General features: G+C 44.9%; 12 protein-coding genes and 4 tRNA genes. 3 read left to right on the top strand and 13 right to left on the bottom strand.

Annotation, left to right across the window (positions count from 1 at the left end):
* Window positions 1-359 precede the first annotated feature (359 nt).
* The gene (gene pheT, locus LYZ37_RS05955) at window positions 360-2,765 is read right to left on the bottom strand and encodes a phenylalanine--tRNA ligase subunit beta (protein WP_272786878.1); all 2,406 of its coding nucleotides are present in this window, start codon (window positions 2,763-2,765) and stop codon (window positions 360-362) included.
* Window positions 2,766-2,783: 18 nt separating this feature from the next.
* Window positions 2,784-3,767, bottom strand: coding sequence for a phenylalanine--tRNA ligase subunit alpha (pheS, locus tag LYZ37_RS05950; protein WP_004413586.1), 984 nt, complete (start codon window positions 3,765-3,767; stop codon window positions 2,784-2,786).
* A gap of 453 nt (window positions 3,768-4,220) precedes the next feature.
* Here pheS and LYZ37_RS05945 point away from each other — a divergent pair, with 453 nt between their 5' ends.
* Together LYZ37_RS05945 and LYZ37_RS05940 are read left to right on the top strand one after the other, a co-directional pair.
* The gene (locus LYZ37_RS05945) at window positions 4,221-4,703 is read left to right on the top strand and encodes a GNAT family N-acetyltransferase (protein WP_171324275.1); all 483 of its coding nucleotides are present in this window, start codon (window positions 4,221-4,223) and stop codon (window positions 4,701-4,703) included.
* Between the two features lie 3 nt (window positions 4,704-4,706).
* Complete coding sequence (locus LYZ37_RS05940; RefSeq protein ID WP_272786877.1) at window positions 4,707-5,603, top strand: LysR family transcriptional regulator; 897 nt, start codon at window positions 4,707-4,709, stop codon at window positions 5,601-5,603.
* Here LYZ37_RS05940 and LYZ37_RS05935 read toward each other — a convergent pair.
* The 5 genes from LYZ37_RS05935 to LYZ37_RS05915 all read right to left on the bottom strand — a co-directional run bounded on the left by LYZ37_RS05935 (window position 5,581) and on the right by LYZ37_RS05915 (window position 12,261).
* On the bottom strand, window positions 5,581-6,723 hold the full coding sequence (locus LYZ37_RS05935; protein WP_272786876.1) for a GGDEF domain-containing protein: 1,143 nt from the start codon (window positions 6,721-6,723) through the stop codon (window positions 5,581-5,583). The two genes, LYZ37_RS05940 and LYZ37_RS05935, sit on opposite strands and share 23 nt — an antisense overlap.
* 187 nt (window positions 6,724-6,910) lie before the next feature.
* Window positions 6,911-8,092 carry a hypothetical protein gene (locus tag LYZ37_RS05930; RefSeq protein ID WP_272786875.1) on the bottom strand — a complete coding sequence of 394 codons (1,182 nt, stop codon included), beginning with the start codon at window positions 8,090-8,092 and terminating at the stop codon, window positions 6,911-6,913.
* 8 nt (window positions 8,093-8,100) lie between these two features.
* Window positions 8,101-8,895, bottom strand: a complete 795-nt coding sequence (locus tag LYZ37_RS05925) for an outer membrane lipoprotein-sorting protein (protein WP_272786874.1) — start codon at window positions 8,893-8,895, stop codon at window positions 8,101-8,103.
* Window positions 8,896-8,907: 12 nt separating this feature from the next.
* Window positions 8,908-11,289 (bottom strand): efflux RND transporter permease subunit, encoded by a 2,382-nt coding sequence (locus tag LYZ37_RS05920; RefSeq protein ID WP_272786873.1) that lies wholly within the window; start codon window positions 11,287-11,289, stop codon window positions 8,908-8,910.
* Between the two features lie 183 nt (window positions 11,290-11,472).
* Window positions 11,473-12,261: a TetR/AcrR family transcriptional regulator gene (locus LYZ37_RS05915; protein WP_272786872.1), complete on the bottom strand. Its 789-nt coding sequence runs from the start codon at window positions 12,259-12,261 to the stop codon at window positions 11,473-11,475.
* A 227-nt stretch (window positions 12,262-12,488) separates the two neighbouring features.
* Here LYZ37_RS05915 and LYZ37_RS05910 point away from each other — a divergent pair, with 227 nt between their 5' ends.
* Window positions 12,489-13,568, top strand: coding sequence for a PQQ-dependent sugar dehydrogenase (locus tag LYZ37_RS05910; RefSeq protein ID WP_272786871.1), 1,080 nt, complete (start codon window positions 12,489-12,491; stop codon window positions 13,566-13,568).
* Window positions 13,569-13,596: 28 nt separating this feature from the next.
* Here LYZ37_RS05910 and LYZ37_RS05905 read toward each other — a convergent pair whose 3' ends face one another.
* The 6 genes from LYZ37_RS05905 to pgsA all read right to left on the bottom strand — a co-directional run bounded on the left by LYZ37_RS05905 (window position 13,597) and on the right by pgsA (window position 16,621).
* On the bottom strand, window positions 13,597-15,069 hold the full coding sequence (locus LYZ37_RS05905; protein ID WP_272787148.1) for a diguanylate cyclase domain-containing protein: 1,473 nt from the start codon (window positions 15,067-15,069) through the stop codon (window positions 13,597-13,599).
* Between the two features lie 348 nt (window positions 15,070-15,417).
* Window positions 15,418-15,493 (bottom strand) — tRNA-Gly (locus tag LYZ37_RS05900).
* Window positions 15,494-15,511: 18 nt separating this feature from the next.
* Window positions 15,512-15,598, bottom strand: a tRNA-Leu gene (locus LYZ37_RS05895).
* 74 nt (window positions 15,599-15,672) lie between these two features.
* Window positions 15,673-15,748 (bottom strand) — tRNA-Gly (locus LYZ37_RS05890).
* Between the two features lie 3 nt (window positions 15,749-15,751).
* Window positions 15,752-15,825 (bottom strand) — tRNA-Cys (locus LYZ37_RS05885).
* Between the two features lie 238 nt (window positions 15,826-16,063).
* A complete protein-coding gene (gene pgsA, locus LYZ37_RS05880) occupies window positions 16,064-16,621 on the bottom strand; it encodes a CDP-diacylglycerol--glycerol-3-phosphate 3-phosphatidyltransferase (protein ID WP_004746679.1) in 558 nt (185 codons plus the stop codon).
* Window positions 16,622-16,639 lie beyond the last annotated feature (18 nt).

The following is a 16,639-nucleotide window of genomic DNA, read 5'->3' as shown; positions in this document are numbered from 1 at the left end:
AGCTTTAGAATCCACTCTGGCACTCTGTCACCCTATCAATATATGTAAGATGAGGAATTGTATCATTTTCTTACAATGCACTGTAAATATAGATGTGCAGATTGGTGAGTATCATGTGTAACTCAGATCAAGGAAATTAGGTGCCCTAAATATTGCTTTGAGAACAATCAACCTTTAGTTAAGCGAAAACCGTTAGTTTTAGAGAGCAACAAGGTTTGCAATACCTCATCTAATGCAACTTGGCTAAGTAACTGACTCATCTTTGTCCACTAATGAGTTAACACCCGACTTCTTAATCGCCCCAAACAAAAAGGCCTCGCAATTGCGAGGCCTTTGGTTTTCTATCTAATCAGAAGTGATTAGTCACGCAGTGACGCGCCGAACTTCTCAGATACGTGAGCTACGATAGCGTCAACCGCGCCAGCGATGTCTGCATCTTCAAGCGTACGCTCTACAGATTGTAGTGTTAGCGCGATTGCTAGGCTCTTCTTACCTTCTTCAACGCCTTTACCAACGTAAACGTCGAATAGTTTCGCATCTTTCAGGAACTCACCACCTTGCTCTAGACACGCTGCAACGATGTCGCCAGAAGCGACTGCTTCGTCAACAACTACCGCGATGTCACGACGGTTTGATGGGAACTTAGAAAGCTGAACTGCTTCAGGGATCACTTTAGTGCTGATTGCAGACCATTCCACTTCGAATACGATAGTACGGCCGTTTAGACCAAACTTACGCTCTAGTTCTGGGTGAACCGTACCAATCACACCAACTTGCTTGCCATCAACGATAATAGCTGCAGATTGACCTGGGTGAAGCGCTGGGTTCGCGGCTTTATCTTCTGCAGAAAGCGCTGCGAAAGAGTAAGCTGCTTCGTTAGCTGTTAGCTCAAGAACCGCTTCTAGATCGCCTTTCAGGTCAAAGAAATCAACTGTGTTAGTTTCGATGTCCCAGTGCTCTTCGCTGCGAGTGCCTGCGATAACACCTGCAAGCATAGGCTCTTGGCGCATACCGTTTTCAGCAGACTCGCATGGGATGAAACGTAGGCCGTATTCGAATAGACGAACGCGTGGCTGTTGACGTTTCTGGTTGTGAACCACAGTGTTTAGTAGACCTTGGATTAGGCCTAGACGCATTGCTGACATATCCGCAGAGATTGGGAATGGCAGGATTAGCGGCTCAACACCAGGAACAACAAGCTTTTGCTGCTCTGGCTCAACGAAACTGTAAGTGATCGCTTCTTGGTAACCACGGTCAACAAGTAGGTTACGAACGCGTTTTAGCGGAATGTTCGCTTCAACGTGGACGTGCATCTTAAGTGCTGCCGCTGGGTTTTGGTTAGGAATGTTATCGTAACCGTAGATACGACCTACTTCTTCAATTAGGTCTTGCTCGATTGCGATATCAAAACGCCATGTCGGTGCTGTTGCCGTCCAACCTGCGTCTGTAGTCTCTACAGTTAGGCCAAGACGCTCTAGGATCTCAACAACATCGCTGTCTGCAATGTGGTGACCTAGTAGGCTGTCTAGCTTAGTGCGACGTAGTGATACTGTGTTTGCTTTTGGTAGGTCAGCTTCTGACTCTACTGCAACAACAGGTGCTACTTCACCGCCACAGATCTCAACTAGAAGTTCTGTTGCACGCTCCATTGCGCTGGTTTGTAGTGCGAAATCGACACCACGCTCAAAACGCATTGAAGAATCTGTGTGTAGACCGTAGCTACGTGCGCGGCCACGGATGTGGTCTGGTGCGAAGAACGCACACTCAAGTAGCACGTCTTTAGTCTCAGTGGTTACGCCAGACTCTTCACCACCAAAAATACCTGCAATAGCAAGGGCTTTGTTATGGTCTGCGACAACTAGAGTATCTGCGTTTAGCTCAGCTTCGTTACCGTCTAGTAGAGTTAGCTTCTCGCCCTGCTCTGCCATACGTACTACGATGCCACCTTCAATCTTAGCAAGATCAAATGCGTGCATTGGCTGGCCTTGCTCTAGAAGAACAAAGTTAGTGATGTCTACTACTGGATCGATAGAACGAATACCACAGCGGCGCAGCTTCTCTTGCATCCATAGTGGTGTTTCAGCTTGAACGTTTACGTTCTTAACCACACGGCCAAGGTAACGTGGACATGCTGCTGTCGCTTTCACTTCGATAGAAACTGTGTCATCAATCGCTGGAGCAACAGGGTTAACTGCAGGCTCAGTTACGTCAGCACGGTTTAGAACGCCAACTTCACGCGCCATACCACGAATGCTGAAACAGTCAGCGCGGTTAGCTGTTAGGTCTACGTCTACTGTTACGTCGTCAAGACCTAGGAATTCGCGGAAATCAGTACCGATTGCTGCGTCTTCTGCTAGTTCCATGATGCCATCAGATTCTACGTCGATGCCTAGCTCAGAGAATGAACACAGCATGCCGTGTGATGGTTGACCACGTAGTTTTGCTTTTTTGATTTTGAAATCGCCTGGTAGTACAGCACCAACAGTCGCAACCGCAACTTTGATACCTAGGCGACAGTTAGATGCTCCACAAACGATGTCTAGAAGTTCTTCAGCGCCAACATCTACTTTAGTTACACGTAGTTTGTCAGCGTCTGGGTGTTGACCACACTCAACCACTTTACCTACTTTAACGCCAGTGAAAGAACCAGCAACAGGTAGTACGTCGTCTACTTCTAGACCCGCCATTGTGATTTGGTGTGTAAGTTCGTCAGTCGATACCGCAGGGTTTACCCACTCACGAAGCCAAGATTCGCTAAATTTCATAGTGATGTATCCCCTGGATTACTTGAACTGTTTTAGGAAACGAAGGTCGTTCTCGAAGAACGCACGAAGATCGTTTACGCCGTAACGAAGCATAGTCAGACGCTCAACGCCCATACCAAATGCGAAACCAGAGTATTTCTCAGGGTCGATGCCAACGCTGCGAAGTACGTTAGGGTGAACCATGCCACAACCTAGAACTTCAAGCCATTTGCCGTTCTTCCCTTTCACATCTACTTCAGCTGAAGGCTCAGTGAATGGGAAGTAAGAAGGACGGAAACGAACTTCAACTTCTTCTTCAAAGAAGTTACATAGGAAGTCGTGCAGAATGCCTTTAAGCTGCGCGAAGTTTACGTTCTCGTCTACTAGCATGCCTTCCACTTGGTGGAACATTGGCGTGTGCGTTTGGTCGTAGTCGTTACGGTAAACACGGCCCGGTGCGATGAAGCGGAATGGTGGTTTGCCATTTTCCATCGTACGGATCTGAACGCCAGACGTGTGAGTACGTAGCATTAGATCTGGGTTAAAGAAGAACGTGTCGTGGTCAGTACGCGCTGGGTGATCTTCTGCGATGTTTAGTGCATCAAAGTTGTGGAATGCATCTTCAATCTCAGGACCAGACTCAGTGTTAAAGCCTAGCTCACCAAAGAACTGTTCAATACGCTCAACAGTACGAGTCACAGGGTGTAGACCGCCGTTCTCGATACGACGACCCGGTAGAGTCACGTCGATTGTTTCTGCTGCAAGCTTCGCTTCTAGCTCGGCACGTTGTAGTGCATCTTTACGAGCTGCGATAGCCTGTTGAACAACGCCTTTCGCTTTGTTGATCTCTTGACCAGCTTCACGGCGCTCTTCTGGTGGTAGTTTACCTAGGCTTTGAAGTTGAGCTGTTAGCTCACCTTTTTTGCCTAGATACTGAACACGCACTTCATCAAGTGCGACTAACGAATCTGCGGCTTCAATTGCTGCATTCGCGTTAGCAATGATCTCTTCTAGATGTTGCATCGTTTCCTCATCTACCTTTTGGTAGTTTCCATAAGGTTTCCCGGAAGGGAATTTCGGTATTTTCAAGTAGCTGTACATAGTAACGAAAGCAACGTTCAAAGCCAAACTGAAATATCCTTAGAATCGCCTGTTGGACACTTATCAAGCATCTAAATTGGCTAACCACTTTGATACTTGCCGCAAAGACATCATTTTTTGTTATTCTTAACATAATATAAAATAATTTTTACTTATTCATCAATGGCGATAGATTGGCTTTCAACAAAGTTAATACCAATCGGGATAAATAGGTGCTCAGATATTTGCGCAGGAAAAATCGCTTAAAGCAAGGCATAGATTGAAGCTAGCTAGTTGACCTACCTACGAAATCTATAACGCAGCTATCAGCGATTTTAACCAGCAAGAATGACCAGATATTTATTCTGATTGGTATAAAAAGCAATTGAGGTAAACATGAATCTAACAATCACTCCTGTTCTTCCTGAGCACGACCAAGCAATATGCGAAATTATTCAGAAGGTTGGCGCAGAATTTGGCGCTGTTGGTGAGGGTTATGGTCCTTCAGATGCCGAAGTGAGCAACATGAGCCAGCACTATACCCTTGAGAATAAGTCACTCTATCTTGTCGCTAAACTAGACGGAAAAATTGTCGGCGGATGCGGACTCGCCCCATTTTCAAGTAGTGACAAAGTCTGCGAGCTAAAGAAGCTGTTCCTTCTACCGGATAGCAGAGGGCTCGGTTTGGGCAGAAAACTAGTTTCTGCTTGTCTCGACTTCGCTCGTGAACAAGGGTTCGAATCTTGCTATCTCGACACCTTATCCAATATGAATGCTGCGGTGCGAATGTATGAAACGTTTGGGTTTGAGCACTTATCCCAACCACTGGAAGGCACTGAGCACAACAGTTGCGATGTCTGGATGCTAAAAGAGCTGTAATTGATGAATAACTACAAACTCCTGCCCGCTTTAAATGCACTGCTTCAAACACAGAGCCTTACGGAAGCGGCTAAAAAGCTGAATGTGACTCAACCGGCAATGAGTCGAACACTCGGTCAAATACGAGATGCTTTTGGCGATCCCATTTTAGTTCGAGACGGAAAGGAGTTTGTGTTAACCAATAGAGCGCAAGAGCTAAAACAGACCTTGCCTAACCTACTGAAACAGATGGACGCGCTTTATCAACATTCTGATTTTAAGCTCGAAGACATTGAACGGCGCTTTCACATTGGGTTTGACTCGTTTGTCTCAGGCGCTGCGCTCCCCGAGATCGCAAAGCTCGTCACGACAGACTGTCCGAACGCTTCTATTCTAGGTTCGATTATCGACAACGGACAGCTAGAAGCGCTTGCCACTAGCTCTCTTGATGTCGTAGCCACAATGGCGGTTGATGTTCCCAATCATATTCATGGCAAACGTATCGCCAGTGACCATTATGTTGTAATCGGGTCAAAGCAGAGCTTAGGACAAAGTAACACGATATCTTTGCATGAGTATTTTGTAGCGAAACATATTCAAGTGAGTGGATTAGGTGACAAGACCCGCGAGGTGGATGGCGTGTTTAAGAAACGCGAACACCAAAGAGTCATCTTTGCGGTAATGCCTGATTTACAGAGTGCTGCTCAGCTTCTGGAAGTGAGTAGCAATATCATGACTGTCCCGAGCCATATTGCAGCAGCGTTGTGCCAACAGTATGGGTTGCAAACAGTGGCGCTGCCCTTTCAACTTCCAGAGCACCATTATTATTTGTTGTGGCACGAGAAACATCATAAGGATCCCGCGCACAGGTGGTTTCGACAACAGTGCTTTCGCTTAATTAAAATGCACTTTGATAATTAGGCTGTAAAAGCTCTGAATGGGCGGCGTTAACTTTATTCCGACCTTCAGATTTAGATTGGTAAACCGCTTCGTCTGCTGCTTTTATCAAATCGTTGTAGTCGATCATCGCATCTGTGCGCTGGGCTACCCCAACACTAATACTGCCTCGCCATACGCTCTCTCCCACAGGGACAAGCATTTGATTCACCTTATGACGAGTCAGCTCTGCAATATGAACGCCGCCTTGTGCGTCGGTGTTTGGGCATATAACAAAAAACTCATCGCCCCCTAGTCGGCAAACTAAGTCATCACTTCTGAAAGAGTCTGCAAGCGTCTGAGAAAGCTCTGTTAGCAGCCTGTCTCCCGCATCATGGCCGGCACTGTCATTGACTTGCTTAAAGTAATCGACATCAATCATGATACAAGCGAGCGGTTCGTTATTGTGGGTCGACTCTTGCCAATAGGCTTTAAGTTTGCGGATTGCACAGCGTCTGTTGGGTAGCTTAGTCAATGAATCGGTTAGAGATAGCTCTTCTAGCTGTTTATTCACTTTAGAGAGCTGCTTAGTTCTTTCTTCCACTTTGTCTTCAAGATGCTGGTTAAGCTCTAGCAGCGCTTTGTTTCGCTCTGACACCTGTTCGAATAGGCCATTGAGCGCTTTAAGTAGGGGCTCAGTGGAACTGTCTTGCTGCTTCTCTTCGTTTTCCCATGCGACCTTAGGGTCAGTACCTGACTCGATTTGTTTGACTTGACGGGACATATTCTGGTCGATGCCCAAAATATGATAGGCCAGCCAGTGGATAAGAAAGTTAAGTAGGTGTTCCGACGTTTTCTTATTATCTTCACTGATAAAAGATTGCATGCTGATGATGTCAGCCATAAAGGCTCGATGCGCTTTAATGTGCTCTTCGATGTGTTTATCGTAAACACCAACGCTTCGCATTAGATTTTCTTCTTCCTTGAAGTGAAACTCAGCGTATCGAGAAAGCTCAAACAGAGCCATTCTAATATCTTGGAGGGAAATGCTATTTTGCGCGATTAAATCTCCGTAGCGATTGATCACCTCAACGAGGTATTGATGCTGTTCATCAACGTCATCAAGACCTGTTTCGTAGCATTTATCCCACTCGAATGACTTCATTTGTCTCTTTCCTTAGCCCAATACACTGCTCTATCACAGTGAGAGAAACATTTATAATATCCATATTAATAATGAGTCTACACGGATTTATTTGCACGATAAGGAGAAAAAATGCAAAAAGGGAGCTAGATCAGCCCCCTTATTATTGGAATCGAGATCACTATTAAAAACAGTGAATCTGATCACTTTAAAAATAGTATTCCAGCGACAGCTCTATAAAATCATCTTTACGAGCAAAGTAAAGCAAGTCGCTTGGTGTTTCGTTTTCAAACAACCAGGCATCAATAGTCCAAGATAAGTGATTGGTGAGTCGACTTGAAGCTTCCAACTTCGCGCTGTAGACATCACTGTTATCGAGATCTTGGGTGACGCCCAACAGAATCTCAGTGCTGTCTTCGTCATTGAGCGCAAGACGCGTTCCTGCAAAAATGTCGTTTTGTCCGATGGTTTGAGCATTATTGCCGCGGCTATCGTAGAGATACTCAGCAATCAAACCAAGATCCCAAACCGTATCAAACACGCCAACAATGGTGTATTCAAAGCCGGACACGAGCCCCGTATGGTGATCGAAACTGTCTCGGTAGATAGTTTCAAGTTTCCACAGCCAATCGCCGACAATACCTTGTACATCGAGACCAAACTGTTTCGCCTGTGCATAGTATGGCTTCACTTCACCACCAGCCAAACGAAAGTAGGGATCACGATTAGTACCCTGGAAATAGCTCAATCCGACATCCCAATCACCGTACATCTGCGAATATCTCAGCGCAAAATCGACATGTTTTTCTTCCCGTGAGGATTCATAGATGGCGTCTTTAGATACCGGCAACGTAGGACGTAATCGACCATCCTTACCCGAAAAAGTGCGCTCTCTAAAGTAAGGCAACACCATGGCATCTATGGTTCCCCACTCTTTGATCGAGGTAAAATGAATCATAGGTTGGCCGAGCTTATCTTCGCCATCAACCGCTTCAATAGCGTCAGTTTGATTAACAACATCGACTAAATGGGCAGATTCAGTCACTCCCCAAAATACCTTGCCAATACCTACCCTAATTTCATAGTCATCCCAATAGTTTAGATAGAGAGCTTCACGGATATCGCCATGGGTTCTTTCATCATCTAAACTGTCAAAACGGTAAAAAGGCGTAAAGGTAAAATCTGCGCTCTCTCCCAACTGCCAGTAAAACTCAGGCTGTAGAACCAGAGAGCTCTGACCTTTTCCCTGCCCCTGCTCACCGTCTGAGAAAAACTGCCTATGCTCTACATTAGCTTGTCCTGCAAACTCAAAAGCGTGACATTGTAACGCAAACAAGGTCAACATGGCGCTGGCAGAAAGTCTGCCAGTTGTACTTAATAGATCCTTCATATCGCCTCTTACTTCACACGCTTAAGAACATTCTTTTCAAAATCCTTTTCTCTCAATCCAGTTTGAAAATCGAGATCGCTCGTGGTCAGCGTAGTGCTTTTGCCTGTTTGGTGATTCACCATTGCCATAGAATGTGCGCGCCAGTACTGACTGAGGTACTGTTTGTATTCGTCAAACTGCAAGGTTTTTAGCAGTGCGCCTTTGCGATCATAGAACTCAACCTTCAGCGGGCGATAATGCTCCTTATCCAACCAAACAAGTTGCTTGGTATAACCAGAGTTCTTATCTGTTGGGATCTGTTCAAGCAGATAAGTTGGTGTGCCATTGACCTCTTTATCGCCCAAATAGTTGAAGGTGTACTTCTCCAGTTCAAAAGAGCTTAAATCTTCATAGGCGAATTCGCTGCCCATAAAAGGCCCTGACTTATTACGTGAAGAGATACGCTTAACACGCTTCAACGCAGGTAAATACAGCCATTGATCATCTGCCTCAATACTGTGTGAATGGTTAAGAAAAGCAGTCCCCTTCACATCTCGTGGCTGATCGAAGATGGTAAGACCTTTATCACCATCGCCATCGATTTCGAACGACTTTAAGCGCATTTCACGAGTACTGCTTTCACCCTGAGCGTTCTTTAGAATCATCTTCATTGTGGCAACCGAATCACCCCAACCTTCATCGCGAGCTTTACGTTCAGTAGCAATTTCTAACCCACGCTCTGGTGAAGCCACGACTTGGCTAGAAAACACAACCATGGCTGAAAGGGCAACTGCCTTGATCATTGATTTTGTTTGAGTATTCATAATGAAATCCTTTTAGCTTTGGGGTTGTGTGATTGGGGTGGAACGAGTTTTTTCTGGCTTATTTTCTGCTTGCTCAACGTAGCTAGCGGTGTCAAAACGCATCAGCAACGCAGGTAAGAAGATAAAGTCGACCACAAGGGCAATAAAGATCACCATGGCGCTGAGCTGGCCCATATCGGCGTTAAGTCTAAAGCTCGACATAGCCAAAACTGAGAAACCAGCGACTAACACAACAGTAGTGATCCATAATGCGCGCCCGACAGTGTGGAAGGCATAGCGCACCGCTTGTTCAGCAGATTGCCCTTGTTTACGTGCACGTTGATATTTAGATAAGAAGTGAACCGAATCATCGACAACGATGCCTAGAGTCAGAGTCACGACAACCGATAATCCAAGGTTAATTTCACCTGATAGAAGCGCCCATAACCCAAATCCGATAATGGCTGGCGCCATGTTTGGCACAATACTGATCAATCCCAAGCGAGTTGAACGCAGAGCAAACACCATCAGCGCGGAAATCAAGATTAAAGTAATAGGTAGTGTCGACAACATACTAGCCATATTCGTTTCACCGATATGGGCAAACATCAGTGACGGACTAGACGCAACAACCTGATACTGAGGGGCGTAAGTGGCAAACCAGTTGTAGATACGTTCTTCCAGTTCCACAAGCTCGACACTGCCTAAGTTATCAACCGTCACAACCAGCTTGATAGATGACTTATCGACGTTGATCTGGTTGTTAAGATCTAAACCATAAGGCAATGACATCTCATAAAGTAGCAAATACTGAGCGGCTAACTCTCTATCCAGTGGCAACTTATAGTAGCTGTCGTCATCGGCATGCATGTTCTTATTAAGGCGCTTATAAACGTCTGACAAGGTCGCGACATGGTCAGTCTCTGGTTGCAAGCGCAGCCAATTGGTAAAGTCTCCCATTGTTTTTAGGAATGTAGGATCTGCAATACCTTGCGATTCGCCAGTTTTGACCGCAATACTGATGTTTGTCATTCCACTGATGCGCTGTTCCATAAAGTCTGCCGCTTGGCGGAAATCACTGCGTGAATCGAAGTACTTAACGGACTCATCATTCACTTTATTCAGCGGTAGTAAACTTGCAGAAACGGCGATGACTAACGCAGAAATCGGTAATAGCGCCTTACGATAACGAACCACTTTGTCACCAAGCATGTCCATGAAGTCTTGCGATGCGGCTGTTTTCTCATCGACAGCTTTGACTTTGATAGGCAGCAGTTTCAACATGGCTGGCAGCATAGTTACCGATAAGAAACAGGCAATCATCACTCCAAGCGCGGCCAAGTTGCCGAAATCGCGCAACACTGGCGAGTCAGACATGTTCATCATCAAGAAACCAATAGCCGTAGTGACGGAGGTAATCACGATTGGCATAAAGTTGATAGCAACGCTTTGGTCTATCGCGTAAGGTTTGCTGTAGCCTTTCTTAAGGTTTTGCCTCATGGTCGCGATAACATGCACGCAGTCTGCAACCGCTAGCGTCATCACTAAAGTGGGTATATTCACAGTTGCGGTACTTAAAAACATTCCAGCCCAGCCAGAGAGTCCCATAGTCGCAGCAACAGAACCTATGATGATGACTAGTGTCGCCACCACACTTAAGAACGAACGTAGCATCAAGGTTAGGAATACAAGAATGACCAGTAGCATAGTAGGCACTAGCGTTGAACTGTCTTCTTGGGCAGAGGTCATAAAGGCGTGGTTCATAGCAATGATACCGGCTTTATGAAATTCTACTTGCGGATATTGAGATTGATATTTGGCTAGCAACTGATCGATGTGAGTCACGATTTCAATCACTTCCGCCGTTTCGTCAATTTCAGGCATTTGGACAGTGACGTTAACCACTGTGACATCGCCTTTTTGCGAAATCAGAGAGCCTTTGATAACCGGCTCTGACAGTGCAATACGTTTAACCTTTTCAATCCGCTCTGGCGTTAAAGGGTAATCTTCCAGTAGCAGATCTTCGACGATAAGATCATCTTCGTATGCTTCGGTGTGTTGATAGTTTGCGATAGAATCGACACGGCTAGAATACGGGACTTGCCATGCATCTTGAGTAAGCTGTTGAACTAAGGTTAATGTCTCTGGTTCAAACACGTTACCACTCGCAGGGGCAATTACGATGGCAAGATTGTCTGACTTTGCGAATGTCGTTTGAATCTCATCAAACGCCCTTAATTGAGCATTTTGCCCATCGAAAAAGATATTATAATCACCTCTAAAATAGAGATTTTTTCCTCCAATTGTTGAAACAGTGACTATCGCCAGCGTTATGAGTAACACCCACCAGCTAAAGCGAGTCGGCATGGTCAGCCAAGTAGAAGGCTGTTTTGAATTATTAAGTTGAGCAGTCATCACACTCTCCATTTGTGACGTTTCGTCAAAAGCGGTTAGTTAAAAACCAGCAAATGCTGGTACTTAAGTAACAACCCCTGAACCTGTTAATTAGATTCTGAGTATTAGTGCTTTATGTGACGATTCGTCAAAAATGGTGATTATAAAAGCCCTTGCGGGCTTCGGTGATGAAATGCTTTCAGCTTAACGACCTACAGACTCAAGATAATCTATCTCTTGGGCGAACAACTCTTGCTCTACTCTGCGCCAAGTTTTTCGATAATCCCACTCTGTCGATAGAGGCTTCCAAGCCAGTCCATCCAATAACATATTAGCATTATTGAGCACGGTATAAGGATCTTGTAAACGATTGATACAGTGGCTATTTGAAGCATTCTGTGTCAGTGCATTTGAACCAAATGCAATTGACCAGTTGGCAAATACGATAGCATCTGAGCCAATACCAGGAGAAAACTTCAAGTCTCCTTGCTCTACGCCATTAAGAACAAGCAAGTCAGCATGATCAATCACTTGTTCTTCGAGAGCATTGAGCTCTTTCACCCTTTCAGGGGAGGCTTTCTCAAGCACCCAAGGGCTCTTAGCCATAATCGCACACGTTGACAATACTGGCTCCATGCGAGCGTAAATACGATAACCAACGTGGAGTGCAATCACCTTTTCTCGTGTATTTCCTTCAAACTCACCAGCACGGGCAAACAATACGGCCTCACTTTTCAGTGAATGTATGCACAGCGCCATAATCACATCTTCTTTACTGCAAAAATGATTGTAAATCGTGCCCTTAGAGTAAGCACTCGCTGAAGTTAACTTGTCCATCGTCAAGTTACTCCACCCTTGCTCTTGGACAAGCGACTTCGCTAACAGAGTGAGTTCTACCTCTCTATCTGCAATCGCCTGCTGCTTTTTGGTCAAGCCAAACGAACAGCTAGAGCCTTCTTTTTTGTCATTTTTACTACAGCTAAAACCAAACATGATTATCTAATCCGTCTCAGTCGTTTACTCCCTAACCTTACTATTGTAACACGAATACCACATACGTTATAAATACCATTAATGACGCTTCGTCATTTTTGACACATCGTCATAATAGCGCATTTATTGATCATATCAAGCAATTGTTTGATAAAACATTTATGACAGTAATGTATGGATTGAAATGCTACTATTGCTTGGTAAGCTAATTTCAAAATGGATTTTGTATGAAAAAGCCCCTTACTTTTCTCGCTATCGGTTTACTCTCTATCTCAAGCGCAGTTGCCAATACTTGGTATGCAGAACCTCTGGTGGTAGGCCTTAATGTGCCTTGGGGAATCAGCTATTTAGGCGACAACAAAGTGATTGTCAGTGAAAAAAATGGCACGATTGGTGTACTAGATCTGACAAACAATCACTACCAAGACATTGGTAAAGTACCAGATGTACGAGTTTCTGGTCAGGGAGGACTTCTCGACGTAGCCGTATCCCCTAAAGACTCAACACAAATCTATATCACCTATTCAAAATCTATTGGTAAAGCGATTGAAACCACACTAGCCAAAGCCGTTTACCAAAACGGTAAGCTGTCAACGTGGCAAGAGATGCTAGTGACACGATCCGGTTCTGATGGTGGACGTCATTTTGGCAGCCGAATCGCTTTTGATGCTGACCACTTATACATGAGTGTCGGAGATCGAGGAGAAAGAGACAATGGTCAAGATCTGACGACACACGCAGGAAGTATTCTCAAGTTGCAACTTAACGGCGACGCCGCTCAAGATAATCCTTTTATCGCTGAAGAAGGCAAGCTTGATGAGATTTGGAGCTATGGGCATAGAAACCCGCAAGGGCTGTTTTTTGATAGTAAGCAGAAAAGTCTATGGTCTATAGAGCACGGTCCAAGGGGTGGTGACGAAGTGAACTTGATAGAGAAAGGTGCAAACTATGGTTGGCCCGTAACATCGCACGGTAAAGAATATTGGGGGCCAATTGCAGTCGGAGAATCAACTGAAAAAGAAGGGATCAGCTCTCCAAAGAAAGTATACATTCCCTCTATTGCCCCTAGCTCGCTGATTCTTTACCGAGGGGACAAGTACCCTGAGTTATCAGGAAAGCTTTTAGCCGGCGCACTTAAGCTAACGCATATTAACGTCTTGACTGTCAAAGATGGCGAAATCATTGGTGAAACAAGAATTTTAGAAGAACTTGGAGAGCGAATTAGGGATATTGAAGCGCTTCCCAATGGTGAACTTATTTTCAGTACCGATAGCGGTAAGATTTACCGTTTGGTCAAAGAGAGTTAACCAAAATGAGCACGATATCGTGCTCATTTTATTTGTCGAGCTTACTCGACCAAATCACTTTGTTGCGACCACTTTGTTTGCACTCATACAAGGCTTTGTCTGCGACGTTAAACATCGCTTCTTGCAACTCTTGATGGGTATTGAAACCTTGATACATATTCTGCCTTTCGGCTATCGCTCCCCCGACAGAGATGGTGACAATGCCATAAGGTTGGTTTCCTTGATGGGTGATAGCCATGCCTTCAATTTCGCGCCTTAAACGTTCAGTAAAGTTGGTAAGCTGCTCCGCTTCTGGCCTAGCACAGAAAATAACAAATTCTTCTCCCCCATAACGAAAAGCTAAATCAGAGTCTCGCGCCAGTTGTTTGATCTTTTTCCCAACCTGAGATAACGCGTTGTCGCCTTCCGTATGCCCATAGATATCGTTAAAGGCTTTAAAATTATCAACATCACACACAATCAAGCCAACATAGTTACCTTTAGCAAGATGACGTTTTAAAAACGGCGTCGCAGTCCGAGAGTACTTATGTCGCGAGCCAAGTCCTGTCAGTGGGTCAGTATCCGATTTAGTGCGCAAGATATTTAGTTGGTTATCGAGCTTAATCAGCAAACCTTGATAAGCTCGTGCCAACTGACCAATCTCATCACTTCGGTTCAGTTCGGTAAAATCTTTAAGATCACTATTCGATTCTCCTGAGCGCATATGTTCAGCGAGAGACTTCAAGGGGGAAACTATCCAATGAGAAACCCAGCCGATTAATATCAAAGAAATGGCAAGCGCGACGATGGCCTCAGCAATAATCTCTTCAATTAATGAGCGCTGTAGTTGCGTCAGATCACTCGCATCAAATACTGCCCATACCTCACCACCGTTTTTATTGATCAAAGGTAAAACGACGTTAAGGGTGCACAACTCCTCGTCAAGGTAGTAGGAGTCTGTGGTTGTTTCTGGCTTACTCCAAGGTATGAAGACATTATCATTGACGTAAAGGCTTTCGACTAAAGCTTCATGCTCACGTTTAATTCTGTTTTCAATAAACACCAGCTTTTTGTGTTTAATAACGTTGTCAGTGCCCGTCGCTTCAATTTGAGCTTTTAATGAATTGAGCTTTATCTCATGCTCAGTAATCTCTTCCTGTTTTACATCTGCACGCCAGAGGTAATCAAAACGTTTAAAAAAACGTATTTGGACTTTTTGATCGGAATAGTCAGAACGTCCTGCAATCTCCAAGAACTCCAGATCATCAATCGACGCTAGCATTTGCTTAGTGCTTGGCATAGTGAGGTTGGCGTAGTTGATTCCGGCAACGGAGCTCGATATCAAAGGAATATGCGGCGCTAAGGTGAGCTTGGCGATTGATGCAGAATAATCGATATGGCGGTGCCATTCACTTTGGTAACGCGTATAGCTAAAGCCAGTGACCAAAATAACGACCAGTAACAGATGCGAAATCACCAACATCTGATTAATCGAAAATTTCGCGACAAGCTTAGGTATCATCTTAGTCAAGGTTAGTGCTCGCTCTTAACACTGTTCAATGACCCATTCGCGCTAAACAGGTTAAAGATAATTTGCTGAGCCGACGTATACGGGGAGTGTGGAGCAGAACTAAACGACAAGCCTAGATAGAAAGCATTGCAAACTAACCATTTTGATCTATCCATTCGAACTCATCCTACAACTCTTGGAGCGACTTCATATAAACGAACGTTTATTTTATTCGAATTATAAATAAATTCACACAATGAATGTTCAAAAATCAATCAGGACTTGAGAGTTGTAGCAAAGCTAAGATTAATAAGACGTATAACGCAAAAAACCCTAGCATTTCTGCTAGGGTTTTAAACTTGGAGCGACACACGAGGTTCGAACTCGTGACCTCAACCTTGGCAAGGTTGCGCTCTACCAACTGAGCTAGTGTCGCGTAATGCGTTAGATTAGATGGTGCCCCGGGCCGGACTTGAACCGGCACAGCGCGAACGCCGAGGGATTTTAAATCCCTTGTGTCTACCAATTCCACCACCAGGGCACACAAATCTAAATCTGTGATGGAGACACCATCCGTGATATCGACCCTTGAGGGAATCGTTATCAAAAATAATTTGGAGCGACACACGAGGTTCGAACTCGTGACCTCAACCTTGGCAAGGTTGCGCTCTACCAACTGAGCTAGTGTCGCAAATGGAGGCGCGTCCCGGAGTCGAACCGAGGTCCACGGATTTGCAATCCGCTGCATAGCCACTCTGCCAACGCGCCTCTGTCACACCAAGATGAGAAGTTATTCACTCAATTCCTCTTGGGTACGGGATGCATTCTACGCATTCGAACTAACGAGTCAACACTAATTTTGAATTTTCGAATCGTTTGTCTATTAAACGTGCAAAACGACTCAAATTAACGAGTTTGTTAGCAAATAATTGAGCAAATCCACTGAGTTAATTGAGTTTGTGAAAATGTGAGATACAAAAAAGCGGGCTATTGCCCGCTTTCAAAATCAGTGGTGTTCTTCACTCAGCAAATCATCTTTTGCTGCCATGAGATACTGCGCCATCGACCAGTAAGTAAGGAAGGTCGCAATGTACAATGCTGCATAACCTAACCAAATCATCCAATCATCGTAGCGCCAGATAAGCACCCATAAAGCGAACATCTGGCTCAGAGTCTTAACTTTACCCACCCAAGATACCGCCACACTGGCTCGTTTGCCGATTTCGGCCATCCACTCACGTAGTGCTGAGATGATGATTTCACGAGCGATCATCGTCACTGCCGGAATAGTAATCCAAATGCTGTGGTAATGTTCGGTTATCAAAATAAGCGCAGTCGCAACCAGAACTTTATCCGCAACCGGATCAATAAATGCGCCAAAACGGGAGGTTTGACCCAATTTTCGAGCCAGCATGCCATCTAGCCAATCTGTAAATCCAGCAACCCAAAACACCATTGCGGCGGCAAAAGGAGACCAGCTATAAGGAAGGTAAAACACAACGACAAATACTGGTATCAAGAAAAGTCGCAACAAAGACAATATGTTCGGGATATTTAAACGCATATTTAGTTAAGGCTCTTT

The sequence above is a fragment of the Vibrio tubiashii genome (assembly GCF_028551255.1).
Classification (GTDB): Bacteria; Pseudomonadota; Gammaproteobacteria; order Enterobacterales; family Vibrionaceae; genus Vibrio; species Vibrio tubiashii_B.
The sequence above is the reverse complement of the archived record's forward strand: the minus strand, read 5'-3'. Positions and strand labels throughout refer to the sequence as shown.